Source organism: Sorangium sp. So ce726 (genome assembly GCF_051521405.1).
In the GTDB taxonomy this organism is placed as follows: domain Bacteria; phylum Myxococcota_A; class Polyangia; order Polyangiales; family Polyangiaceae; genus Sorangium.
On record NZ_CP150349.1, the window covers coordinates 8,099,766 to 8,123,179 of the forward strand.

Genomic DNA, 23,414 nt, shown 5'->3' on the forward strand with positions numbered 1-23,414 from the left:
GAATTGTCGGGTCGCGATCGAAGAGCGAGAGTCATGCCTCCGACTTGAGGACGATCGACGACAGGCTCGCCGCGCTCCTCGCCGCGGCCGTCTTCTCCGCGTCACCCCCGCTCCTCTGCGGGTGCACATCGACCGCGCCCGCGCAGCGGGCCGCCGCGCAGGGGACCGCGGCGCCGCTCGCCCAGCGCTTCGCCAGCGAGCCCGCGCCGACGCCGCGCTTCCCCGACCCGGAGCGCGGGCAGAAGCTCCGCGCAGCGGCGGCCGACGTGCAGGCGCTCGCGCGGCGCGCCGCGGAGAGGGAGCACCTGCCGGCGCTCGCGCTCGGCGTCGTCATCGACGAGGAGCTCGCGATCCAGGCGGTGCTCGGCGTGCGGGACGTCGCGGCGGGCGGCGCGGTCGACGAGCACACGCGCTTCCGCATCGGCTCCGTCACGAAGCCGCTGACCGCGGCGGCGATACTGCGGCTCCGCGACGAAGGGCGGCTGTCGATCGACGCCCCGGCGGCGCGCTACCTGCCGGCGCTCGCCGGCGTCGTCTATCCGACGCGCGACGCGCGGCAGATCACGGTCCGCGACCTGCTCACGCACAGCTCTGGCCTGCCGAGGCTCGGCGTGTTCTCCCCCGCGTCCACGTCGCGCGACGTCACCGAGCGGGAGATCCTGGCCACGCTCGACGGCTTCGGGCTCGAGAGCGCGCCGGGCACCACGACCTCCTACTCGAACCTCGGCTATTCGCTCCTCGGGCTCGTCGTCGCGCGCGCCTCCGGCGTGCCGTACCGGCGCTACATGAGCGACGCGGTGCTCGGGCCGCTCGGCATGCGCGACGCCGCCTGGGACCCGTCGCAGGTGCCGCCCGGCGCGCTCGCGTCACCCCACGCGCGCGGCGTCGACGACGGCGCCGTGGCGCCGATCCAGCCCTGGCGGCTCGGGGCCTCCGAGGCGACCGCGGGGCTCTATGCGAGCCTCGCCGACATGGGTCGCTTCGTCGGGTTCCAGCTCGCCGCCTGGCCCGCGCGCGACGCGCCCGAGACAGGGGCCCTGCGGCGGAGCACGGTGCGCGAGTCGCACCTGATGGCGCGCAACGGCTCGGCGTTCCCGGCCGCCGGCGGCGACGACGGCCCCGGGCTCGGCTGGCACGTGCGCGAGGACTGCGACCTCGGCCACGTGGTCTTCCATAACGGCCTCATCGACGGCTTCTCCGCGTCGGTGACGCTCCTCCCGCACCGAGGCGTCGGCGTTGTCGCGCTCGCCAACGTGGCTGGCGCCGATCTCGAGTCGCTCAACGCGGAGGTGCTCGGCCAGCTCGCCGCGACCAGCGCCATGCAGGCGCGCGTCGTCCCGCCCTCCCTGCCCGTGCGCCGCGCCGCCCAGGCCGTCGCCTCCGTCATCGGCCACGCGCGCACGGAGGCGCTCGATCGCAGGCTCAGGCCCGGCTGGTTCCCGGAGGCTCACCTCGCGTCGCTGCGAAGGACACTGCGCGACGCCGGCGCGCGGGTGGGAGCGTGCGCGCTCGACGGCTCCGCCGTGGTGGAGAGCGCCACGGCGGCGCGCTTCGGCCTGCGCTGCGAGCGCGGCGCGCTCTCGCTGGCCGTGCGTGTAGACACCTCGCCGGACGCGAGGATCACGTCCCTCAGCGTGGAGGAGCAGACGGGGGCGATCGCCCGGGAATCCCCCCGCCCGAGCGACCGCCCGGCGCGCTGCCGCTGAGCGATCTGCAGCCCGGTTGTATCGCCGCACCTGCTAGTGTAACCGCGCCCATCGTCCCGGGCGTCGAACCGTCCCCCTCACCTCTGCGGAGACCCGCTTGAAGCACAACGACGTGGTGGTTTTGATCCTCGGTGGAGGCGTTGGAAGCCGCCTCTACCCGCTCACCAAGCTGCGCTCGAAGCCAGCCGTCCCGACCGGCGGCAAGTACCGGCTGGTCGACATCCCGATCAGCAACTGCCTCAACTCGGGCTTCAACCGCATCCACATCCTCACGCAGTTCAATTCGGTCTCGCTCCACAACCACATCACGCAGACGTATCGATTCGACGTCTTCTCCGCCGGCGCTGTGCAGATCCTCGCGGCCGAGCAGACGCCGACCCACAGCGACTGGTACCAGGGCACCGCCGACGCCGTCCGCAAGCAGCTCGTCGAGGTGAAATCGCCGAACCCGCGGGACGTCATGATCCTCTCGGGCGATCACCTCTACCGCATGGATTACGAGCCCTTCCTCGAGCACCACCGCGAGACCCGGGCCGACGTCACGCTCGCCGTTCGCCCCGTCCCGACGGCCGAGGTGTCGCGCCTCGGCATCGTGGACACCGACGACACCGGGCGGGTGGTCAAGTTCATCGAGAAGCCGAAGGACATGAAGCTGCTCGACAACGTGCGGCAGCTGCCCGATCCGGCGAACCCGTGGCTCGCCTCGATGGGCGTCTACATCTTCAGCGCGAAGGCGCTCTACGAGATGCTCGAGCGCGACAACGCCTCCGACTTCGGCAGCCACATCCTGCCCCGGGCGCTCGACACCCATCGGATGATGACCTACACGTTCGACGGGTACTGGGAGGACATCGGCACGATCCGCAGCTACTACGAGGCCAGCCTCGCGCTCACCGACTCCGATCCTCCGTTCTCGTTCTACGACCCGCAGCGGCCGATCTACACCCGCCCGCAGTTCTTCCCCCCGGCCCACGTCACCGCCGGCTCGGTCCTCGACCAGGTGCTCCTCGCCGAGGGGAGCCGGATCGTCGAGTCGAAGATCTCCAGGTCGGTCGTCGGGCAGCTCTCCTCCATCGGGCCCCACGTCTCCATGTCGAACACGGTCATGATGGGCGCGGACTACGAGTCCCTGTTCCAGGCCCACGGCCCCGAGAGCACGAGGGGTCTCCCGCCCATCGGCATCGGCCGGGGGTGCACGATCGACGGCGCGATCATCGACAAGAACGCGCGCATCGGCGACGGGGTGGTGATCCGCAACATCCCTGACCGGCCGGACACCGACGCCCCGTACTACGCGGCCCGGGAGGGCATCGTGGTCGTCCCGAAGAACGCCGTCGTCCCGCCGGGCACGGTCATCTGAGCGCGGGCAGCGCCCCGGCCGCCGAGGGGACGGCGGCTGGGCGCGCGGGCGGAAGGGACGCGCCGCGCGGGTAGGCCAGGCAGAACGTCGCTGCGGCGCCCGGCCACTCGCCCCTCGTCGGCTGGGCCCCGGTCTGGTAAAGAGCGCCCTTATGCGAATCTGCATCCTCGGCGCCACGGGCCTTGTTGGCCGCGAAACCATCACCCTCATCGCGCGGGCCTGGCCCGGCGCGACGCTCACCCTGTTCGCGAGCCGGGACCAGGAGCTCACCCTCGACGGCAAGTCGTACGAGGTGCTCGGCGCGTCGCGCCTCGAGGCGCAGGACGCCCCCCGCGGAGACCTCGCGTTCGTGGCCCTGGATGACGATCACAGCAAGCGGTACGTCCCGCGGCTCGTGGAGCTCGGGTACCGCGTGATCGACAAGAGCAACACCTACCGCGCCGACCCGAAGGTGCCCCTCGTCGTCGCCGGCGTGAACTCGAGCATCATCGATGACTCGGTCCGGCTCGTGGCCAATCCGAACTGCACGACCATCCCGCTGATGCTCGCGCTCTCGCCCCTGCGCCGGGAGTTCGGGCTCAGCGCGGTCACGGTGAGCACGTACCAGGCGGTCAGCGGCGCCGGCATCGCCGCCCTGGACTCGTTCCTCGCGGACGCGCGCGATGGCTTCCAGGCCCTCGATCGCCTGGGCCTGCCGTTCAAGGCGTCAGGCTACGCAGGCAACACCGTCCCGCACAACGGCGGCACCGACGAGAGCGGCTTCTCCTCGGAAGAGCGGAAGCTCATCTTCGAGAGCCGCAAGATCCTGAGCATGCCGGAGCTCGGCGTCTCCGCGCAGTGCTGTCGGGTCGGCGTCGCGGTGGGCCACTACGAGAATGCGTGGGTCACGTTCGATCGCCCGGTGGATCTCGAGCGGGTCGCGAGCCTCCTGAGCGATCCGGCGAAGTCGCCCTTCGTGAAGCACCTCCCCGGCGCCGCTGGCGAGGGCCTGAGCGCGCTCCACTGCGTGCAGGACCGAGACCTCGCGCTGGTGGGGCGGATCCGCCCCGATCACCGGGACCGCGACCGGAAGAGCGTGTGCCTGACCGTGGTCGGGGACAACCTTCGGCTCGGCGCGGCCACCAACGCGGTCCGCGCAGCGACGCGCTGGTTCCCGAGCGCCGATCGGGACCTGCAAGCCCCCTGACGGTCAACGATGCAGCCCGCCCAGCCCCTCATGATCCTTGTCGCCGGGCCCTACCGCTCCGGCACGGGGGATGATCCGGTCCTGATCGCGGCCAACGTTCGCGCGATGAACGACATGGCCGTGCGCCTGTTCCGGGCGGGCCACCTCCCCGTCCTCGGCGAATGGTTCGCGCTGCCGCTCATCGAGCACGCCGGGTCGCGGCAGATCGGCGACGAGATCTGGAGCGAGATCTTCCATCCTGTCGCCCGCCGGCTCGTCGCGCGCTGCGACGCTTGCCTGCGGATCGGCGGCCCCTCGAAGGGAGCCGACGAGATGGTCGAGCTGTCCCGCTCCATGGGCAAGCAGGTCTTCTTCAGCTTCGACGACGTGCCGGGCTGCGGTTAGCCGCGGCGCCACACGAGAGACGCACGAGGCGTTAGCCGCGGCGCCACACGAGAGACGCACGAGGCACGCACGAGACGCCGCGGCGGCGCGGCCTCTTCATGGCTCGGGCCCCGGCCAGCCTGCGCCGACAGGCAGGGCCTGCACGTCGGGGAAGAGCATGTAAATACGCTTTCCATCCCACGTCTGCCTGTGGGGCGGCGAGGGCGCGGCCGCGGCGACGCTCGCGCGCACCGCGCGGCCGAGCGCGGCTGCGCCGTCGAGCGCCTGGCTGAGCGCCGCGAGCGCCTGCGCGAGCTCGGGGAGAGACGCCTCGCCCGAGGTGCCCCGGGCGACGAGGGCGTCGACCTCGCGGCTGCGCACGCCGAAGTCCGACGGCAGCGGGTGCGCGGGCTGCGCCGTGACGGTGGCGTGGAGGAGCTGGCGCTTCGCCACGGCGCCCGCCTCGCCGAAGCCCGCGACGAGCTCGAAGAGCGCCGACGCGACGCCGAAGGCCGGCTCGAGGTCGCTCGGGTTGTGGAGCGGGGAGATTCTGATTCCCAGGTCGTCGAGGAACTCGAACCCCGAATCGCTCAGCGCGGCCGAGCGCTCCGTCTCCGGCAGGGGCGGCGCGACCCGCACCTCGCCGCTCTCGAAGACGATGACGCGCGCGTACGTGAAGCGCGCGTGCGGCACGGCGAGCCGCACGCGCGCGAGCTGCGCCGCGACCTCCGCCGCCGCGCCGATCTCGAAGCGCGAGCCCGGAAGGTGGCGCGCGATGCCCGCCAGCGTCATCCCCGCCGCGTCGGGCCAGGGGCACACGGCGACGTGCCGCGGGAGGGCCTCCGCCTCGCCCGGCGCGCACACGCGCTCCAGCCCGAACGAGGCGGGGGCGAGGAGCGGCGGCCGCTGGCCCTCGATCCGCCGCAGATCGCCGAACAGCCAGGCGCGGTTCTCCCCGTGGTTCTCGGGCGCGAGCATCCGCGCGCCGACGAGCAGCGCCACGGTGCCCCCGGCGCGCGCGAGCCATGCCTCGGGCACGGAGAGGTGCTCGTACAGGAAGGCCTCGACGATGAGCTGCCACTCGCGGGGCGGCTCGGGAGGCAGGGGGGCGGCGGTTCGGTACATGGCGGGGGCGGGGCTTCGAAGCTCAGCGCGCTCGGCCCCGGATCCACACACGAGACGGGCGAGCTCGTGAGGTAGCGTATCCAAGCCGGGGGCGCCGCGGAACACGGCAGCGCGCCGCTGCCGCCGATCGGCGAGCGCGCTGCCCGATCCCCCCGACCGCGCGGCGCTCAGGTCGCCAGGGTCGATCGGAGCGCGGCCGCCTGGCGGGCGGCCATGCAGTGCTTGATGCCGTCCTTCAAGCTGCGCAATGGCCGGAGGTCGTCCAGCTCGACGCCGAGCGCGACGAACGCGCGCGCGATATGGGGGCTGATGCCCGTCACGATGCAGGCGCAGCCGAGCAGCCGCACGGCCTTGGCCACCCGGGCGAGGCGCGCCGCGACCTCGTCGTCGATGGCCGGCAGCCCCGTCACATCGAGGATGATCCAGCGGGCCTGCGCGTCGACGATCCGGCGGAGCAGGCCCTCCATCATGTCAGCCGCCCGCGCGGCGTCCACGGGCCCGACGATCGAGAGCGCGAGGATCTCATCCCACACGTCCACGATGGGCAACGACAGCTCCCGGATGGTGACGCGCTGGCGCTCGATGGTCTGGAGCTGCCGCTCGAGGTCGCCCTTGGCGGCGTGCAGCGCGCAGAGCGCCTCCTCGCGCTGGGCGAGCGACTCGGTCTTGGCCTGGGACGCGGCCGCCGACGCGCTGAGCGCCCCCTCGAGCTCGCGCTGCGCGACGATCCGCACCTCGATCTCCTGCTCCAGACGCTCCTTGGCGCCGCTCAGCAGCGTCGACCGCTCCCGGAGATCCCGCTGGATGCGGCCGAGGAGGAGGTGAAACATCGCGAGCAGCCCCCCGCTCACGCCGGCGAACGCGGCGCAGCCGGCCACGAGCTGCGCGCGGGCGGCGGCGGCGGCGCCCGTCACGTCGCGCATCACGAGCAGCTTCGCTGTCTCGAGGGACCGGACATCCTCGATCGGGAGCAGCGTGCACTCCAGGACACGTCCGTCCGCCTGGACGGTCACGGTCGGCTCGTCGAGGTCCAGGCCCTGGCGCGACAGCCTCTCCGAGAGCTCGTCGGGCAGCGCCTGCACCGTGCTGAAGACGGCGACGATCGAGGGGATCGCGTCCCACGGAGGCAGCCTGTGCTCTGCGGCGCTCGGCTCCCAGAGCGCCCGCTGCACGTACTTCTTGTCGACAAGGATGGCGACATCGAGCCCCTGGACGTCGCGCAGCGAGGAGGCGACGTGGTGGAACTCCTTGCCGAGCTCGATGTACCCGAGGAGGCGATCTCCGGAGCGCCAGGGCGTGACGTACCGGAGGGTGTACGTGCCGAGCGGCCCCTGCTCGTTGCCGACGCTCGGCTGTCCCGTCCGCTCCGCTTCCATGAGCGTGAAGCGAGAGATCGTGTCGCCGAAACGGGGGGGCTGGTGAACCCGCAAGAAGTTCACGCGGTCGGGAGCATGAAAGTAGAGGTGCGTGATCCCCGCGCGCGCCTGGAGCTCCTGAAGGAGCGGCGCCCCGCGCGCGAGGAGCGCCTCGCGATCCTGGCGGTTCATCGCGTCCTCGAGGAGAGGATCGCGCCGGATGGCGCTCGCGAGGGAGCCCAGGGTCGCGATGTTGTCCGCGGTCGTCCGCCGCAAGAGCTCCGCTGTGGACTCGGTCGCCTGCCGGAGGCTCGCTTCGCGCTGCGACGCGAACGCTCTGTAGGTCGTTACCAGGTAGAGCGCGAGCAGCAGGCCCAGCGCGAGCACCAGCGGGGCGAGCACCCTGAAACGTACGTTCTGGTCCGCGCTCACGCGGGCAGTCCTGCGATCCTCCATGAGCCTCCTCCCGTGCCACGGGCTCTGCCGAAACCGGCACTCGCACCGCTACGCAGCCGCCCGGGCCCCCCCGACCGATGGTTCACATGCGCCCGTCGCGCGGAACGGCTCTCACCTCCGGACGCGACGAAGATCCAGTTGTCAGGGCGAGGCTACGAGTTCCTCGGACGCCAGTCCATCCAGTTCATGTGGGGCAGCTCTCGCCACATCGTCGGAGACCACGAAATACGGGAATACACACCGGTAAGCTATAGAGACCACAGCGGCGAAGTGCGATCGACCCGGACAGAGGAGTCCTGCCCAGCTCCTCATCACGCAGGGCGTGGCGCTCGCGACATCGACCAAGACGAAACGCGAGGTTGGGCGGAGAGGAAGAAGAGAAGATTCACAGGGAGACGGGGAGGCGGGGAGGCGAGAGATGGGGATCCGTCGTTCGAACCATCCAGCTCGGCGCCGACGGCTTCGGGCGGCATCGAGGCAGGGCGGCTGGGCGAGCAGACTCCAAGGAGGGTCCCCACCTCTCGCCTCTCCACCTTGGTCTCTTTATATCTCTCTCCTCCCCGCCTCCCCGCCTCCCTGTGAACTCTCTTGCTCTGTCTCCCGCCCAACAAGCCGCTGGTGCCAACGGCGCCTCGCGCGGCGGCACACCGGCAAGACGATAGGCCGCTTGATGCGTCGCAGTGGATCGCCGAAGCCTCACCCCTTCGAGCATCGAGCCAGCGACGCGTAACACTGCAATCGTGCGTTCGCACGCGAACACATCGTCGCCGGTCGAGAGCGGTGATTGGTCTTGCCCCCACGCCGACACCACCCTGGCGACGGCAGTCCTGTCATCGCTCCACGCTCCCCCTCGGGGCCCGGGCGCCGGGCCGCAAGCGCGAGCGCGGACCAGGGGACGCCAGGTCTCTTTCACCGTTCGGAGCTTGGAATGAAGACTCGATTGCGCACCATCTCAGCGATACCCGCGGCAGTCATCGGAGTGCTCCTGGCAGCCGCCTGCGGCTCGGACGCCGGCAGCGACCCGGAGAACAGCGGCGGCGGCTCGGCGACGGGGGGCACGCCCGCGAGCGGCAGCTCAGGCGTGGGCGGCGGCGTCGCGAGCGGCGGGACGTCGGGCGCCGGCGCGGCTGGCTCGGGAGGCTCCGCCGCCACGGGCGGCACCGGCACGGGAGGCGCGGACTCCGGCGCGGCGAGCACCGCCGGAAATGGCACCGGAGGCGCGGACTCCGGCGCGGGGAGCACCGCCGGAAACGGCACCGGAGGCGCGGACTCCGGCGCGGCCGGCACGGGCGGGAGCGGCGCCGGAGGGGCGGGAGCAGGCGGCAGCGGCGGTGGTGATGCGGCCTATCCGTGCGACGGAGACACGAGCGGCTACAACGCGGTGGTGACCCGATCCGGCTCCGACTGGATCGCGCAGAACGGCGCTCGCAACGTCTACAGCGGCGGCGACATGCGGGCCGCGATGCAGGCGGCGCTCGACAGCTTGAGCTCCGGCCGCACCAGCAAGCAGAGCGTCCTGGTCCAGGGCTCCGGGACCGTGGCCGCAAACTCGCGGCTGAACGTGCCCAGCTACACCGTGCTCAACGTCTGCGGCACGATCGAGGTCACCGGCAGCGGCTCCGGCGACAATGCGCCCATCTACGCGCGCGGACGGACCGACATCGAGATCCCGAACGTCACGATCAGCGGCACCCCGCTCTACGCCATGTTCTTCCGCGACGTCGAGAACCTGCGCCTCGGCCACGTCGAGCTGCGCGTCTCGAGCGGCCTCGGCGTCCGCATCGACAACCATGGTCGCTCGGACCGCGCCAACAAGGTGAAGAACATCGAGATCGACCATGTCTACGCCGAGGGGACCAGCTCTCACGGCGTCGAGACCTACGGCGTCGACGACATCCGCATCGGCACCGTCATCGCGCGCGACACCGGGGAATGCGGCCTCCTCCTGAACGACACGACCAACGCGGAGGTCGGGACGGTCGACGCCGTGAACGCGGGTGCGGGCACCGGCTACGCGGCGTTCCGGCTCGCCAACCGCGCGGGGCGCATCGGCAGCGGCTATCCCACCAACATCCACGTCGGCCAGGTCATCGCCCGCGGCGGCGGGCGCGGGATCTTCTGCGTGTCCGAGAGCGGGGGCGTCACGATCGACCGGATCGATCTCGCCGACACCGGCAACAACGCGATCCTGATCGAGAACTGCCACAACGTGAACATCGCCGCCGAGTCCGGGACCGTCGACGGCGGCGGCGACATCCGCCTCGCCGCACGGACCGAGTTCGCGAACTCCTCGGACATCACGATCCAGAACCTCACGATCACGGACACGGCCGTCAACGAGAGCCCCTGCGCCGAGAACAGCACCTTCCGCGACCTCACGCTGGTGAACGCCCGCGACAACAGCTGCGATTAGAGCGGCGGTCACCCGCTTCGGATACGGGCCCACCTCGACGTTTTCGGTGCTCGGCGTACGTGAGTACGCCTGCGCGCCGAAAACGCCGATCTGGGCCCGTCTCCTGTGCGGGAGACCGCCGCTCTGCTCGGCATGGTGCAGAGGCTGAAGTCACAAAAGAGAACCGCCCGCAGGGCCAGGCCTGCGGGCGGTCTTCTTGGTCAGTGGCTCGGCCTACTTGAGGCGGGCCAGCATGTCGACCTTCTCCTTGTCGAGCTCCGTCCAGGTGCCCCAGCCCGACTTGTCGGCGTCGGTGTACTTGTGGCCGTAGATACCACCCGTATCACCCGACTCGGGGTTGATGGACCAGTAGGTGAAGTCCGTCATCTTCTTCTTGATGAGGTAGTCCACGTACATGTTCTGCCACTCCCAGTCGTAGCGCTTGCCGGCAGGCAGGTGCGCCCACTGCTGGGCCAGCGCCGGGTCGAGCTCGTTCTTCGGCCAGTCCTTCACGCCGCCGAACTCGCCGGTGATCACGCAGAACTTCTGGTCGTGCAGGAACCCGAAGTGCTCGTCCCACTGCTTTGTCAGCTTCGCGACAGTATCGGCGTTGCTGCGTTCCACAACCAGCCCGCACTTGGCCTTGGCCGCCGCCTCGTCCTCGAGCCCGACGCACTCGGGCTTGGACTGATCGACGTGCTGCTTCTGAACGAACACTGCAGGCCCGTAGGTGTGAGGCGAGAAGCAGAGCCGATTCCTGGGGATCTGGATCGGGTAGGCCGTCTGCCCGTAGAAGTTCTCACCCCAGTTCGGGTTGAGGTCGGGATCGCCGTGGGGCTCCGGCTCCAGCGTCAGGCCGCTGGCGCCCGCGGGCTGGTGGCTGCCGGACACGCCCTGGACCACCGCGATCATGTCGTCGTTCTCTTCGGCGATGACGTCGTAGCAGGCCTTGGCCATGTCCGCCCACTCGGGCCAGCTGTACTTCCACGGCTCGTTGAAGCAGTCGATGCCGATGATGTTCTTGATCCCGAGCTTCGCCGGCAGCTTCGCGATCGTACGGATGTCCGCGAGCCACTTGTCGAAGTTGTAGGCGTCCTCGCCCGTAAGGCAGTTGTAGGCGTCCGCGTTGTAATCGTAGTTCTCGCGATCGCTGTCCACGTATTTCGGGGAATCGTCGAGCCTGCCCGCGCGCCACCCGAGGTGGTTCGAGCAGGAGTGGATGCCGATGATGACGTTCAGCTTGTTCTTGTCGGCCTGCTTGAGGAAGTCCTCCAGCGCCTCGAGGGCGTTGGCGTACGGGTAGACCGACTCGTCGTTGTTCCTGATCCGGGGCGACGTGGTGCTGTAGTTGCCGTCCGGGTGGTTGGCGACCAGGGTCTGCGGCGCGATGGGGAGCCGGATCGTGTTGAACTTGAGGTTGGAGCTCGTGAGCTCCTGCATCGTCTTCTCGATGGTGCGCGGGGCGCTGTTCTCCGCCCACCACATCGACCCGATGAAGAGCTCCATGGCGCCGGGACGCTCGAGATCGTCCTGTCCCTCGAGCCCGAACCAGTTGCCGCCGCGAACCTGGATCTCCGTGCCGTCCTGCGTCAGGCGGCCATTGTCGAGGTTGACGCGGAATTTCCCGTTGGGCGAGTCGTCGGTGTCCGGCGTCGGCTTCAGGTCCGGGTTGCCGCTGCCGCTGCCGCTCGGGATTCCAGCGCCGGCGCCGCTGGTGTCGCCGCTGCTCGTCGAGCTGCCCGCGCCGCTGCCGTTGCTCACCGAGCTGCCCGCGCCGCTGCCGTTGCCCACCGTGCTGCCCGCGCCGCTGCCGTTGCCGTTGCTCACCGAGCTGCCCGCGCCGCTGCCGTTGCCGCTGCTGGCGCCGCCGGAGCCCGTCAGCCCACCCCCGGTCGCCGCGGTCGATCCATCACCACCGCAGGCGATGCCCACCAGGGCAAGGGCGGCGAAGGAACACAAGAAGATATGGCTTCTTCGGATTCTCATAGGTTCGTTCTTTCGTTAAGCACAAATTCAGAGCACGGCGCGCTGCTTCGAGCGACAACCCCCAAGGCTCGTCCTTAAGACAATCTCAGCCAGATCAACGGTTGGTCGCGCTCGACAGTCGACCCTGCGCAGAATTCGCAATCAAGCAACACCGACGGGTTGCCAACCGGGCTCGCATGTTACCCGCCACCAAACAGAGGGTCAAGACGAGACGCACCCCCCGATGCCGGGACCAATTATCGATATGGCGGTGTTTTTCCCACGACGGTGGATCGCAGGAGGGGCTCTCCTCCAACGGGATCCTGCAGGAACGCTGCACGAGGGGACGAGCTCCACAAGACGCTTGACTTTCAAATTGCACTCGAATTGATGAACCGCCTGAGCGCCCCGTGCTCCCGCAGGGCGCGCAGCGTCATTCGATAGGTGCGTAGCGTCAGCTTGATAGGCGCGCAGCGTCATCCATCCTGCGCGCAGCGTCAAACTCAACGAAAGGGGACATCGGCAGAGCTCGCCAATGGGAAAGGCACGCTGAAAGGCCACGTCTCGTCACGATGCCTGTCACGGGGGCACGCAACGCGTCGACGCGTCGACGCGCTGCTCCGGCCTTCATCGCTCCTGACGGCGGCGGGTGTGCCGGCAGCTGAGCTGCCAGCGCTACTCCCCTCCTCTCCCGCGGCCCTCGCCCTCCCCTTCCGGTCTCCGCCAGCGCTCCGGCAGGCGCACGAGGAGCAGCGCGAGCCCCGGCAGAAGCACCATCCCTGCGAGCAGCACCAGGGATGACGTGAGCCGCGCGGCCGAGGCGCCCACCGCGGCATAGGTCGCCGAGATGCCCAGGTTGGCCAGGGCCGTCACCGTGACGAACGCGCGCCAGGGCATGCGGCCCGCGCCCGCGAAGACGAGAGACGCCTCCGCGAGCACGGGCACGCCACGGAAGAGGAGCAGGAACCAGCGGCCGTGCCGCTCGGCGGCCCGCGTCAGGCGCGCGAGCTCCGCCTCGCCCACCATCCGCTGCAAGGCCGGCGCGCCCGCGCGCGCGCCGACAAGATAGCCCAGCCCCGAGCCCACCATCATGCCCGCCCAGGAGACCGCCGTCCCGCGCCAGAAGCCGAGCAGCCCGCCCGCCGCGGTGCTCACCAGGCTCGATGGAACCGGCAGGACGATATCGCCAGCGAGCAATCCGCCGAGGACGAGCGCCGTCGCAATGGGCGAAGGCGGCGCCGCGAGCAGCCTTCGCGCTGCGGCCTCGAGGCTGTCGGCGAAGAGGAAGAACGGCACGAGGATGACCACAAGGAGCAGGCCAGAGAAGCCGGCCCATCCGGGCCAGGAGCGCCGGGTGCGCGCGGTCGCGCCGGGGAGGCGGGCGCTCCCCGGAGGATGGGTCGAGTCAGACGATCGCAACATGCAGCGCTCCAGGTCCGGTGACGGGCCGGCCGCCCTGCGAGGAGGAGCGAGCCGGGCGGCGCGCGAGTATACGTCCCTTCTCGCGGTCCGCTCTCGGGGGAAAGAGACGCTGTATCAGGATTTATCCACGCACAGGGGGAGTCGCCTTATTCAGCAGCCCTGAAGGCGGCGGCTCGCGCAGGAAGGGCTCGAATTCAGGGCACCCACGTGGGAGACTGTCGCCAATTCACGCATCCCGAGAGGTCCCGGGCAACCGGAAGGAGCAGGTCATGCGTCCTCGATCTTCGTGGCTTGGTTCGACCATTTTCATCACGAGCTGCGCCGCCCTGGTGGCGAGCTGCTCTGCAAGCGCCGGCCGCCCTTCCGAAGGCGGTGGCACCACCGGCGGCGGCGGGAACAATCCCACCACCACGACCGGCGGCGATCTCGGCGACGGCGACACCACGGGGAGCGGATCGGACATCGGCGACGGCGACAGCGCGTTCCGTTGCGGCGACGGGGGCCTGACCAGGGACGAGGCCTGCGACGACGGAAACGCCGTGGGTGATGACGGCTGTGCGGCGGATTGCCGCTCGGTCGAGCTCGGCTGGTCCTGCCCGCTGCCCGGGGTCGGTTGCACGCGCATCGCCCGCTGCGGTGATGGTGCCGTGGTGTTCCCGGAGCTCTGCGACGACGGCAACACCGAGGCGGCCGACGGCTGCTCGCCGACCTGCAAGGTGGAGGTCGGCTTCAAGTGCAGCGGCAACCCGAGCGCCTGCACGCCGACGACCTGCGGCGACCAGACGCAAGAGGGCGCGGAGAGCTGCGAAGACGGCAACACGATGCCCTTCGACGGCTGCTCCGCGAGCTGCCAGGCCGAGCCCGATTGCTCCGCGGGCTCCTGCGCGTCCACCTGCGGCGACGGCCTCGTGCTCGGCGAGGAGTGCGACGACGGCAACAACATCGACGGCGACGGCTGCTCCGCGACGTGCACGGAGGAGCCGGGCTACACCTGCGCCGTTCCCCAGCCCTCGGGATCGATGGCCGTGCCGGTTGTCTTCCGCGACTTCAAGGAGGCACACCCAGACTTCGAGCCGGATGGTCCCGGCCGCACCACGCCGGTCTTCAACATGGTCGCGCCCCGGCTCGACGCCGAGAAGAAGCCGACGTACATGACCACCGCAAACAGCCTGGTCAACAGCGCGCAGAGCTTCGCCCAGTGGTACCACGACGTGCCCGGCACCAACAGCACCACGGCCACCACCCTCACGCTCTGGGACACCGGCGACGGCCGCTTCGTGAACCGCTGGGGCGAGGACGGCCAGCAGTGGACCCTGCTGTCCCAGGAGAGCGAGCACTATTGCGGCAACGTCGGCAACGAGGTGAACGACGAGGAGTGCACCTCGTCCGCGCAGGCGACCCCGCAGTGCGGCGACATCCACAGCGAGGAGTTCCACAGCTGCGAGGTGCGCGGCGGGGTCTACTGGGCGAGGTATATCGACGAGACCTACGACGGGAACCCGCTGTTCTTCCCGGTCGACGATGATCCGTTCACCCCGGCGGCCGAGCGCGTCGCGGCCGACATCTTCCCGAGCTACGGCGGCGGCGACTGGCTGAAGGAGCAGGGCAGCCCGAAGCACAACTTCCATTTCACGAGCGAGATCCGCTACTGGTTCCAGTACACGGCGGGCGAGCAGTACGAGCTCGACTTCACCGGCGACGACGACGTGTGGGTGTTCATCAACGATCGCCTCGCGGTCGACGTCGGCGGCATCCACAGCGCCGTCACCGGGCACCTCGTCATCAACGCCAACGGGGGAGGCAGGGTGACCTACGCGACAGAGGAAGACGATGTCATCCAGCCGCGGAACGTCGATCTCGGCCTGATGGACGGCGGCGTCTACCAGATCGCCGTGTTCCACGCCGAGCGCCAGACCGCGGCGTCGACGTTCAAGCTCACCCTGCAGGGCTTCGCGACGGCGCGCAGCGAGTGCAAGCCCGTCTGCGGCGACAGCGTCGTCAGCCTGGGCGAGGAGTGCGACGACGGGGTGAACGACGGCGGCTACGGCGAGTGCGCGCAGGACTGCAAGCTCGGCGAGTACTGCGGAGATGGCGTCGTCCAGGACGTGGAGGAGTGCGACGACGGCAACAACCGCGACGGGGACGCCTGCGGCAGCGGCTGCCGCAACCTCATTCCGCGCTGACGCCGCAAGGGACGCGCCCGGGCCCGCCGGCTCAGGCCATGCACGCCGTGAGATCGCTCGCCGCGCGCTCCGGGGCTCCCGGGTGCGGGTGTGTCGGCACCAGCACCCGCACGGGGAGCGGCGCGCGCTGGGCGACCCCCGCGCCGGGTGAGAGCGTGAGGCACAGCTCTCCGCCCGTCGGCCTCGCCCGGAGCGCGAGGTGCACGACGCCGTGGCGCGCAGCCCGGATGGCGCTCACCATCACGCGAAAGAGCCCGCGCGCCAGGGTGTTGTGGTCCGCCTGGACCACCACGGGCTCGATTTCCTGGATGCTGGTCGTGACGTCGCAGACAGCCGACTCGACCTCCAGCAGCTCCGCGAGATCGCGGATCAGCGCGTCGAGCGCCACCGGGCGCGGCGCCGTCGCCCCGTCCAGCGCGAGCGCCCGCCACAGGGCAGCGGAGCGCTGGAAGCGGCGCAGCACGTTGGCGGCGAGGTGGAGCAGATCGCGCGTCTGGGCGAGGACGCTCCCGGCGAGCTGATCCGCGGCGAGATCGATCCTGAGCCGCGCGGCGGCCCGCGCCTGGAGGATGTCCTGAAGCAACCGCCTCAGGTCCTCCATGGGCACGTCCCGCGCAGTGAGCAGACGATCCATGTCCCGCTCGAGCCGCATGGCGAGGAGCTCCATCTCGATGGCGTGCGCGGCGCAGAGCAGAATTTCGCGGAGACGCCAGCCAATCTCGGGTTTCCTGACCGAGAGGCTGAGCACGCCGATGGCCGCCCCATCGCCGTCCCGGAGCGGGAGCCCATGGCACGTGAAGGCGTGGAATCCCTGAATGAAATGCTCCGGCCCCACGAGCTCCGTATAGCCATCTTCGGCGAGCGCCGTACCGACGCCGTTCGCGCCACAGACGCGCTCCTCGAGCAACGCGCCGGGACCGGGCACGCGTTCGGGACCGTGAATGGTCTGCTCGTCACCGCGGACATCCAGGAGAATCGCCCGCGCGTCCCCCACCATGACCGCATGGCGCTCGTCGCCCGACGCCTGGCTGAGCGCGTGAAGGTAGGGTTCTGAAGCGAGGATGAGGTCCTGGTGCCGCTCGCGCAGGCGCTCGGTGTCGAGCGCGCTCAGGAACTCGGTCTTGGGGCGGCGCGGATCGGCCCCTCCCCCATGAGAGCGCACCCAGGCGCGGTGCACGTGAGGACGCAGCTGGTCCGCCTCCAGGGCGCCGATCGAGCGGTAGAGGCGGCCCGCCTCGAGCGCTGATTCCAGCCACGCTGCCATGAGCCCACCCCTCGTTCGAGCGTGCGGTTGCGTCCACCGTCGTCCGCGATTCTGCTCCGGGATCTTGCACAGTTTGTACCCTCGACACGCCGCCTCGAGAGGCGAGCAGCGAAGAAGTGAGCTATTTCAATTCTCCATCCTCCCAAGGAAGAGCGCGGACCGTATGCAGGCACCTACCGTCCTGATCGTCGATCATGACGAGGCCCAACGAGAGGAGATCCGCCGCACGCTCGAGGCCGCTGGGCTGCGGGTCGAGCTCGCAGCGACGATCGCGGAGAGCCTGCGGAGAGCCCATCAACCGCCGGACCTGGTGCTGATCAGCGTCGATCTGCCGGACGGCGAGCGGTGCGAGCTCTGCCAGCGCCTCCAGGCAGCGCTGGGCGCGGCGGCCACCCCGGTGCTGCACGCCAGCCGGACCAGCGCGGCCGTCGATCAACCATTGACCTTGAATTCGACGCGCGGTTCGACGTGCGGTTCCACGTACGATTGCTGTCGTGTCGGCTCGCGCGCATGGCCGACCGAGAGCCGGCTCCTGATGACGGCCGTCCGCGCTCTGCTCTCGGCGCGCGCGGCGAACATCGCGCGCGCCGAGAGCGACGAGCGGTTCCGCGCGGCCTTCGAGCAGGCGGCGGTGGGGATGGCCCACGTCTCCCTCGACGACCGCTTGCTCCGCGTGAACCCGAAGCTCTGTGAGCTGCTCGGATACACCGTCGAGGAGCTGATGGCGCTCCGCGCCCAGGATCTCCGGCACCCGGACCACGCGGAGGGAGCGCTCCGGCACGTCCATGCGCTGGGCGACGGGAAGATCCCCTCTTCCACCACCGAAGAGCGCTGCGTGCGGCGAGACGGGTCGATGCTCTGGGTCGCGGTCACGCGCTCGCTCGCTCGCGATCGCGCGGGGGCGCCGCTGTACGTCGTCGAGGTCGTGAAGGAGATCGAGCGCCGCAAGCGGGCCGAGGAGGCGCGGGAGCGGGCGCTCGCCTGCGAGCGCGTCGCGCGCATCCGGGTCGAGCTGGCGGAGGCGCGCATCGCGCGCCTCCAGACGTTCACGTCCGAGCTCTCGCGCGCGGTGACGCCCGCGCAGGTGGCCGAGGTGGTCCTCTCGCTCGGGCTCGCCGCGCTCTACGCCGACGCGGGGTACGTCGCGCTCCTCGCGGAGGACGGCGTGATCGAGGTCCTCCGCGCGCCCGGCTATCCGCAGGACATGATCGAGCGCCTGCGCCGCATTCCCATGTCCGCGCGCATGCCTGTCGTCGATTGCATCCGCACGGGCCAGCTGCTGATCTTCGAGTCGCCCGAGGCGTATCAGGCTGCCTATCCCGGCGCGCCGATGGGCGACTGGGCCAAGACCCGGATCTGCGTCCCGATGACGCTGGGCGACGTGACCTTCGGGGTGCTCGGGGTCACGTACCTCGACACCTGTCGGATCAGCGAGGACGACCGGCGCTTCATGACGACGCTCGGCCTGCAATGCGCGCAGGCCCTGGAGCGCGCGCGCCTCTACGAGGCCGAGCAGCGGGCGCGGCGGCTCCGCGAGGAGGCGCTGGCCATCGCGGCGCACGACCTCCGGAACCCGCTGTCGTCGATCATCCTGGCCGCGTCCCTGCTCGCGCGATCGGCCCCGGCGGACGCGGCGGGGCAGCCGATCCGCCATCGGGCGCAGCAGATCAAGCGCGCCGCGGAGCGCACCGTCGAGATGCTCGGCGAGCTGCTCGACGCCGCGATCATCGAGGCGAAGGGCCTGAAGCTGGACATCGAGCCGTGCGAGGTGGGCTCGCTCGTGCACGAGGTCACCGAGATGCTCGCGCCGCTCGCCGAGCAGAAGCGGATCCAGCTCAATACCCTCCTTCCGGGGAGCGGCCTGGAGCTCAGCTGCGACCGTGGCCGCATGCTCCAGGTGCTGTCGAACCTCGTGGGCAACGCCCTGAAGTTCACCGCCGAAGGACGGGAGATCACGATCAGCGCGGAGCGCCAGGGGACCCATGTCCGCCTGTCCGTCAGCGACACGGGCACGGGGATCCGGCCCGAAGACATCCCGCGCCTGTTCGATCGCTACTGGCAAGGGCGGGCGGCGCGCTGCGCGGGCGCGGGGCTCGGGCTGTACATCGTCAAGGGCATCATCGAGGCGCACGGGGGGCAGATCTCGGTCGATAGCGAGCTCGGCGCGGGGACGACGTTCTCCTGCACGATCCCCGTCACGCACAGAACCCAAGGAGGCTAACCCGCTCCTCACCGCATGCCCGACGGAAAGCACGACTCCAGCAAACTGGAGCCAGCTCCACTCTACGAGCCGACGAGCCTGCGCTCGGCGCGGCGGTCACTGCGCCACGTCGACGGACTCGACGGATGCGGTCAGCTCGTTGTCCGCCGGCCGCAAAGCCTGCTCCGAGGTTCCCCCCGTACGTATCTCCGCGGGTGGGAGGTTCAGGAGCTGCATAAGGTGCGCCGGAATCTGGTTCAAGCGTACGCTGCGCGCTATCCGAGACGCTGTCCCTGGCCCACGCGCCGGCGCTGCCCCTGGCCCAGGCGCCGGCGCTGCCCCTGGCCCGGGCGCCGACGCTTCCGATGACCAGGGCGCGGCCCTGCGCCCGCCCCCTGCACCGCCAGCGCCTTCCAGCGACGTGGCCGTCCCACGCTCCTCCTTCGAGAGCGGTCTCGGGCGGCTCGGCGTCGGCGAGGGCAGCGGCATCAACGTCAACAGCGGCGCTACCGCTGCACCGTCGGTCCGGGAGGGCGAAGTCCAGGTGAGGGGCCGCTCTCCGTCAGCGGTGGACCTGCGCATCGTCCGCCAGCGCTTCGACCGCTACCGCGCCTGCTACGAGCTCGGGCTCCATCACGACCGGCGCTTGAAAGGCAGCGTCACCGTGCGCTTCACCATCGATCCGCGAGGCGCGGTGGTGAAGGCGCGCGACGAAGGCTCCGATCTGCCGTACCAGGGGACGGTCTCCTGCGTCGTCGACGCCTTCAAGGATCTGAGCTTCCCGGCACCCGAGGGCGGCAGCGTCGACGTGTGGTACTCACTCGTGTTCACGCCGCCACGCGCCACGGCCGCGCCGGCGGATCCCGACGCCCCCGCGCCCCGTCGAGCCGCGCCGTAGACCGGCCGCTTCAAGCAGATCCAGGACACGACGGACGAGGAGCGGGACTCCCCTGGCACATGGCACGAGCACGAGAGCGATGAGGGGATCCTCCCTGCGCTGACGCTGTAGCGTGCTCGAGAAAGTGACGAATCAGTGAACGGCGCCGTCCATGCGGTGAGCGTGCGGACGGCGTGCACCGCGGGTACCCATCGTGCCTTCGGCCCGGTCGCGTAATCGACCGATGGACACGAGATGACCACTCCAGGTACGCATGCGGACGGTCCACGAGAGGTTCCCCAAATTCTGAAGCCCCAATCGCCGACTGAGCTCGTGAAGATGCACTGAGGCCGGATCGCGCGAAGCAGGGCGCGGCCGCACCGCGGTGCTTGGGCCGCTGCCGTTGGACGCCTTTCGCCATCGCTCCGCCCCAAAGCTCCCTGCGAGCGCTCTTGCCGGCCCCTCGCGGGCCGAGCTCATTCCTCGTGGGCCGTCCGGTCCGTATCGGACAGATCCCCTCCTCTCCTTGTGAGGCGTCCCTCGTCGGGCAAGCGTCGGCGCGACCTCTACGAGGCCCGAGGGCGCCCCCGCGCCGCGGCGACCTTGGCATGGCGTACAAGAAAGGACACAAGCGCACCTGGAACTGGCCACGCTGGACGGGGCCTTTGTGCGCTCAGCGTCACTCGATGAACCACGTTGGACATGTCTGACAATGCTCCTGACAAACAGGCGCATTCTCGGCTGGACGACCTGTGGCGCGCTTTGGGATGTTCCAAGATTGTGCAGTTTGGGTGCAACACCGGTGATCGCCCGAGCTGTGGCGCGCCGTCCACGCGTTTCTCGCTTGTTTAGTGTATTCTTTCTTTCTCCAGGACTTGCTCGTTGGGAAATGAGGGGTATCGTCAGCCCCGTCCGATTCGAGGAGTTCCTGTCCAAGCCGACAGGATATCCGGTTCCATCGAGGCGTACGTCGGAGGGGTCCGCTGTGGCGTGCCCTCTCCGCTGGCGCCACGCGCCATGAAGTCGATGGCAGGGAGCGACGCCTGCGGTGGCGTTCCCTCGCCAGACATCCGGCGCGGCGGTCTTCGGGCAGCGCATGGCCCCAGGAGAGCAAGCACATCTGGCGCTCTCCGTAGGGGTTATCGCCCCGCGTTCATCTCAAGACGCACGTTCCACAGGTCACGAAACACAAGGAGTTGTGCTTATGAAGAAGCTCGTCATCCTCACCGCGCTCGCCACCATGTCGTTCTCGGGCAGCGCCATGGCCATCAGGACCATCCAGGTCACGCCGCCCGAGCCGCCGCGCGCCATCACGATCGAAGGGCTGTCGGCCGGCACAGGGCGGTTTGTCTTCCTGTTCTCAGGCGGCCCGATTCCCAACAGCGTCGCCGCTCCGAACGGGACATGCGGGTACAACCTGCTCTGGAGGAATAACCCCCTGTTCGGCGACGGGGTTTGCAATGTCCTGGAGGCGACGACGGCGACCAACCCGAGCTGCATACAGAACATGATGACTGACATCAACAGCACCGCGTACGCCGGCGATGGCTTCACGCCCACCTGTATGGGGTTTACCCAGATGGGTATGCCGTTCGGTCCCCCCTTCTCACCCAGCGCCATCATGATCCTCGGCGAGATTGCGAACACTGTGGCGCTGACGCCGTCCCTGGTCGGCATCATTCAGATTCCAGTTTTCCCATTCCTTGGTGCCCAAGGCATCACGTTTGCGTGACGCCGAGCGCACCCCGCCGCGTCGACGTCCGATGATGGGAGCCTCCGGGGCCGGGCGGGACCGGTCCCGGAGGCCTCCTCGATGCGCCGGTGCTCGCTCCCTGTGTCCGCCGTTGCCTCGCCCCGAGAGCGAGCGGGAGCCGCAGTGGATATCCCCGCTCCTCGCGGCGGTGACATCGCTGCGAGCGCCGCAGCTCCCCACACCATGACTCGATGGAGAACTTCTCATGCAACCCCCTGCCTTGCGTCACGATACTCCCCGACGATGGCCGCTCTGGTGCCTGCTCGCGGCGCTCGCCCTCGTCGCCGTGCTGTTCTTCCGGCCGAAGCACGAAGCGCCCCTCACCACGCAACGCGAGCCGGCGCCTGCGCAGAAGCGATCGGGCTACATCAACCGGGCGCAATGGAAGCTCCCCGCCGCGCGCCCTGCCGAGCAAGCCCTCGAGCAGGCGTCGATCTCCGGGACGGTTTACGACCTGACCGGCGTCCCGCTCGCCGGGGTCGCGGTCGCCGCGGCCACGTACGAGGTCGCCGGCAACTTCCCGACCACTGCGGCCTCCGTCCAGAGCGACGAAGATGGACGCTTCGAGCTCCGTGTCCCGAAGGGCACGTACAATCTCGTTGGCAACAAAGAGGGATACGGCCCGTCGCTTGTCATCGCGCACAGCGGTGAAGACGTCTCCCTCATGCTCCCGAGGAGCGGGATCGTCGAGGGACATGTCTACAACGAGCGCAAGGAGCCGATCACACGGTTCACCGTCGATGTCATCACGATGGCCCCCGACAGCACGGCGGCGCCTGCGCCCCTCTTGTCGAAGCGCTTCGAGGGGCCGGACGGCGCGTTCCGCGTAGACCAGCTCCCTGGCTGGCCGGTGCTCCTCAGGGTCACGGCGTCCGACTATGCGCCGACGTTCTCCTCGCTCGTCTACGCCAGGGCCGGCGAGAGCCGCAACGTCGATCTGACACTCTCGGGCGGGTGCACGCTTACGGGGACGGTTCACGACGAGAAAGGCGCGCCGCTCGCAGGGGTGTTCCTCGACGCTGAGTCGCGCCAGGCCGCGGGCACAGCGAGCCAGTGGTCGATGGATGCCGCGAGCCAGGCGCAGAGCGACCTCGAAGGCCGCTTCCGGCTGGAGCACGTCCCCGCTGGCGACATCCTGGTCCGCGGGTACGCCAGCGACTACGCCACGACGACGACGGGCGTCCAGGTCTCCGCGTGCGGCGATCTGGCGCCAGTCGATCTCACCATGTCCACGGGCGGCAGCGTCGTCGGCATGGTGCGCGGGAGCGACGGCAAGCCGCTCGCCGGCGCGAGGCTCGTGGCGTCTCACCGGAGCATCGGCTTCGTGAACACGGTGACCGACGCCGAGGGTCGATATCGCTTCGAGCAGCTCCCGCCGGTCGTGGTGCGCTTGGAGCTGGTCGACCCTGCGCAGCGCAACGTGACGCACGTCAGCGTGACGGAAGGGCGCGAGGTCGAGCGGAACCTGGCGCTCTTCGCGAAGGGCTCGGGCGAGATCCGCGGGCGCGTCACTGCCGGCGGGAAGCCGCTCCGGGGGATCCAGGTCCAGGTGGCCTGCAACCAGGGAGAGGGCGGGCTCGACATGCGCTATCCGACGACAGGGCCCGACGGGACTTACCGGGTGACGGATCTGCCGGACGGCGCCTACATGGTCCTGGTCAACTCAGCAGGCCGGGCCACGTCGACCAACGTGCGTGGCGGCGGCGTCGCGGAAGCGAATCTAGATGTGGCCGAGCAACCCAAGCCGGCCGATGCCGCGGTGACTCCGACGCGGTTCTCCAAGGACTGAGCTGCGCGAGGCGGGAAC

The 23,414-nt window shown here is 69.9% G+C and carries 15 protein-coding genes; 10 read left to right on the plus strand and 5 right to left on the minus strand.

Annotation, left to right across the window (positions count from 1 at the left end):
• Positions 1-44 precede the first annotated feature (44 nt).
• From WME79_RS29985 to WME79_RS30000, 4 genes are all read left to right on the plus strand, one after another.
• Entirely contained in the window at positions 45-1,706 is a 1,662-nt protein-coding gene (locus tag WME79_RS29985) for a serine hydrolase domain-containing protein (protein ID WP_437521797.1), read from the plus strand.
• A 97-nt stretch (positions 1,707-1,803) separates the two neighbouring features.
• Positions 1,804-3,066, plus strand: coding sequence for a glucose-1-phosphate adenylyltransferase (locus WME79_RS29990; RefSeq protein WP_437521798.1), 1,263 nt, complete (start codon positions 1,804-1,806; stop codon positions 3,064-3,066).
• A 151-nt stretch (positions 3,067-3,217) separates the two neighbouring features.
• Positions 3,218-4,252 carry an aspartate-semialdehyde dehydrogenase gene (locus WME79_RS29995; RefSeq protein ID WP_437521800.1) on the plus strand — a complete coding sequence of 345 codons (1,035 nt, stop codon included), beginning with the start codon at positions 3,218-3,220 and terminating at the stop codon, positions 4,250-4,252.
• Between the two features lie 9 nt (positions 4,253-4,261).
• The gene (locus WME79_RS30000; RefSeq protein WP_437521802.1) at positions 4,262-4,636 is read left to right on the plus strand and encodes a DUF4406 domain-containing protein; all 375 of its coding nucleotides are present in this window, start codon (positions 4,262-4,264) and stop codon (positions 4,634-4,636) included.
• A gap of 96 nt (positions 4,637-4,732) precedes the next feature.
• Here the strand turns inward: WME79_RS30000 and WME79_RS30005 are convergent, their stop codons facing one another.
• Positions 4,733-5,740 carry a hypothetical protein gene (locus tag WME79_RS30005; protein ID WP_437521804.1) on the minus strand — a complete coding sequence of 336 codons (1,008 nt, stop codon included), beginning with the start codon at positions 5,738-5,740 and terminating at the stop codon, positions 4,733-4,735.
• A gap of 167 nt (positions 5,741-5,907) precedes the next feature.
• Positions 5,908-7,551 (minus strand): cache domain-containing protein, encoded by a 1,644-nt coding sequence (locus WME79_RS30010; protein ID WP_437521806.1) that lies wholly within the window; start codon positions 7,549-7,551, stop codon positions 5,908-5,910.
• Positions 7,552-8,479: 928 nt separating this feature from the next.
• Between WME79_RS30010 and WME79_RS30015 the strand changes: the two genes are divergently transcribed.
• A complete protein-coding gene (locus WME79_RS30015; RefSeq protein ID WP_437521808.1) occupies positions 8,480-9,964 on the plus strand; it encodes a right-handed parallel beta-helix repeat-containing protein in 1,485 nt (494 codons plus the stop codon).
• A gap of 213 nt (positions 9,965-10,177) precedes the next feature.
• Here WME79_RS30015 and WME79_RS30020 read toward each other — a convergent pair whose 3' ends face one another.
• Both WME79_RS30020 and WME79_RS30025 read right to left on the minus strand, forming a co-directional pair.
• Positions 10,178-11,929: a glycoside hydrolase family 5 protein gene (locus tag WME79_RS30020; protein WP_437521810.1), complete on the minus strand. Its 1,752-nt coding sequence runs from the start codon at positions 11,927-11,929 to the stop codon at positions 10,178-10,180.
• Between the two features lie 654 nt (positions 11,930-12,583).
• Positions 12,584-13,330: a TVP38/TMEM64 family protein gene (locus WME79_RS30025; protein ID WP_437521812.1), complete on the minus strand. Its 747-nt coding sequence runs from the start codon at positions 13,328-13,330 to the stop codon at positions 12,584-12,586.
• Between the two features lie 269 nt (positions 13,331-13,599).
• Between WME79_RS30025 and WME79_RS30030 the strand changes: the two genes are divergently transcribed.
• Positions 13,600-15,513 (plus strand): DUF4215 domain-containing protein, encoded by a 1,914-nt coding sequence (locus WME79_RS30030; RefSeq protein WP_437521814.1) that lies wholly within the window; start codon positions 13,600-13,602, stop codon positions 15,511-15,513.
• Positions 15,514-15,544: 31 nt separating this feature from the next.
• Here WME79_RS30030 and WME79_RS30035 read toward each other — a convergent pair whose 3' ends face one another.
• Complete coding sequence (locus tag WME79_RS30035) at positions 15,545-16,777, minus strand: sigma-54-dependent Fis family transcriptional regulator (protein WP_437521816.1); 1,233 nt, start codon at positions 16,775-16,777, stop codon at positions 15,545-15,547.
• A gap of 163 nt (positions 16,778-16,940) precedes the next feature.
• On the opposite strand from WME79_RS30035, the gene WME79_RS30040 reads away from it, so the two are divergent.
• The 4 genes from WME79_RS30040 to WME79_RS30055 all read left to right on the plus strand — a co-directional run bounded on the left by WME79_RS30040 (position 16,941) and on the right by WME79_RS30055 (position 23,396).
• Entirely contained in the window at positions 16,941-18,998 is a 2,058-nt protein-coding gene (locus WME79_RS30040) for an ATP-binding protein (RefSeq protein WP_437521818.1), read from the plus strand.
• 400 nt (positions 18,999-19,398) lie between these two features.
• Positions 19,399-19,875, plus strand: a complete 477-nt coding sequence (locus WME79_RS30045; protein WP_437521820.1) for an AgmX/PglI C-terminal domain-containing protein — start codon at positions 19,399-19,401, stop codon at positions 19,873-19,875.
• Between the two features lie 1,183 nt (positions 19,876-21,058).
• The gene (locus WME79_RS30050; RefSeq protein WP_437521822.1) at positions 21,059-21,586 is read left to right on the plus strand and encodes a hypothetical protein; all 528 of its coding nucleotides are present in this window, start codon (positions 21,059-21,061) and stop codon (positions 21,584-21,586) included.
• 226 nt (positions 21,587-21,812) lie between these two features.
• A complete protein-coding gene (locus WME79_RS30055) occupies positions 21,813-23,396 on the plus strand; it encodes a carboxypeptidase regulatory-like domain-containing protein (protein WP_437521824.1) in 1,584 nt (527 codons plus the stop codon).
• Positions 23,397-23,414: the final 18 nt, after the last annotated feature.

Bases quoted from the DNA above. Each gene is read 5' to 3' on its own strand.
- WME79_RS30025 (WP_437521812.1), bottom strand. From the start codon at position 13,330: ATGTTGCGATCGTCTGACTCGACCCATCCTCCGGGGAGCGCCCGCCTC.
- WME79_RS30015 (WP_437521808.1), top strand. From the start codon at position 8,480: ATGAAGACTCGATTGCGCACCATCTCAGCGATACCCGCGGCAGTCATC.
- WME79_RS30010 (WP_437521806.1), bottom strand. From the start codon at position 7,551: ATGGAGGATCGCAGGACTGCCCGCGTGAGCGCGGACCAGAACGTACGT.
- WME79_RS30005 (WP_437521804.1), bottom strand. From the start codon at position 5,740: ATGTACCGAACCGCCGCCCCCCTGCCTCCCGAGCCGCCCCGCGAGTGG.
- WME79_RS30020 (WP_437521810.1), bottom strand. From the start codon at position 11,929: ATGAGAATCCGAAGAAGCCATATCTTCTTGTGTTCCTTCGCCGCCCTT.
- WME79_RS30055 (WP_437521824.1), top strand. From the start codon at position 21,813: ATGCAACCCCCTGCCTTGCGTCACGATACTCCCCGACGATGGCCGCTC.
- WME79_RS30050 (WP_437521822.1), top strand. From the start codon at position 21,059: ATGAAGAAGCTCGTCATCCTCACCGCGCTCGCCACCATGTCGTTCTCG.
- WME79_RS30035 (WP_437521816.1), bottom strand. From the start codon at position 16,777: ATGGCAGCGTGGCTGGAATCAGCGCTCGAGGCGGGCCGCCTCTACCGC.
- WME79_RS30040 (WP_437521818.1), top strand. From the start codon at position 16,941: ATGCAGGCACCTACCGTCCTGATCGTCGATCATGACGAGGCCCAACGA.
- WME79_RS29995 (WP_437521800.1), top strand. From the start codon at position 3,218: ATGCGAATCTGCATCCTCGGCGCCACGGGCCTTGTTGGCCGCGAAACC.
- WME79_RS30030 (WP_437521814.1), top strand. From the start codon at position 13,600: ATGCGTCCTCGATCTTCGTGGCTTGGTTCGACCATTTTCATCACGAGC.
- WME79_RS30000 (WP_437521802.1), top strand. From the start codon at position 4,262: ATGCAGCCCGCCCAGCCCCTCATGATCCTTGTCGCCGGGCCCTACCGC.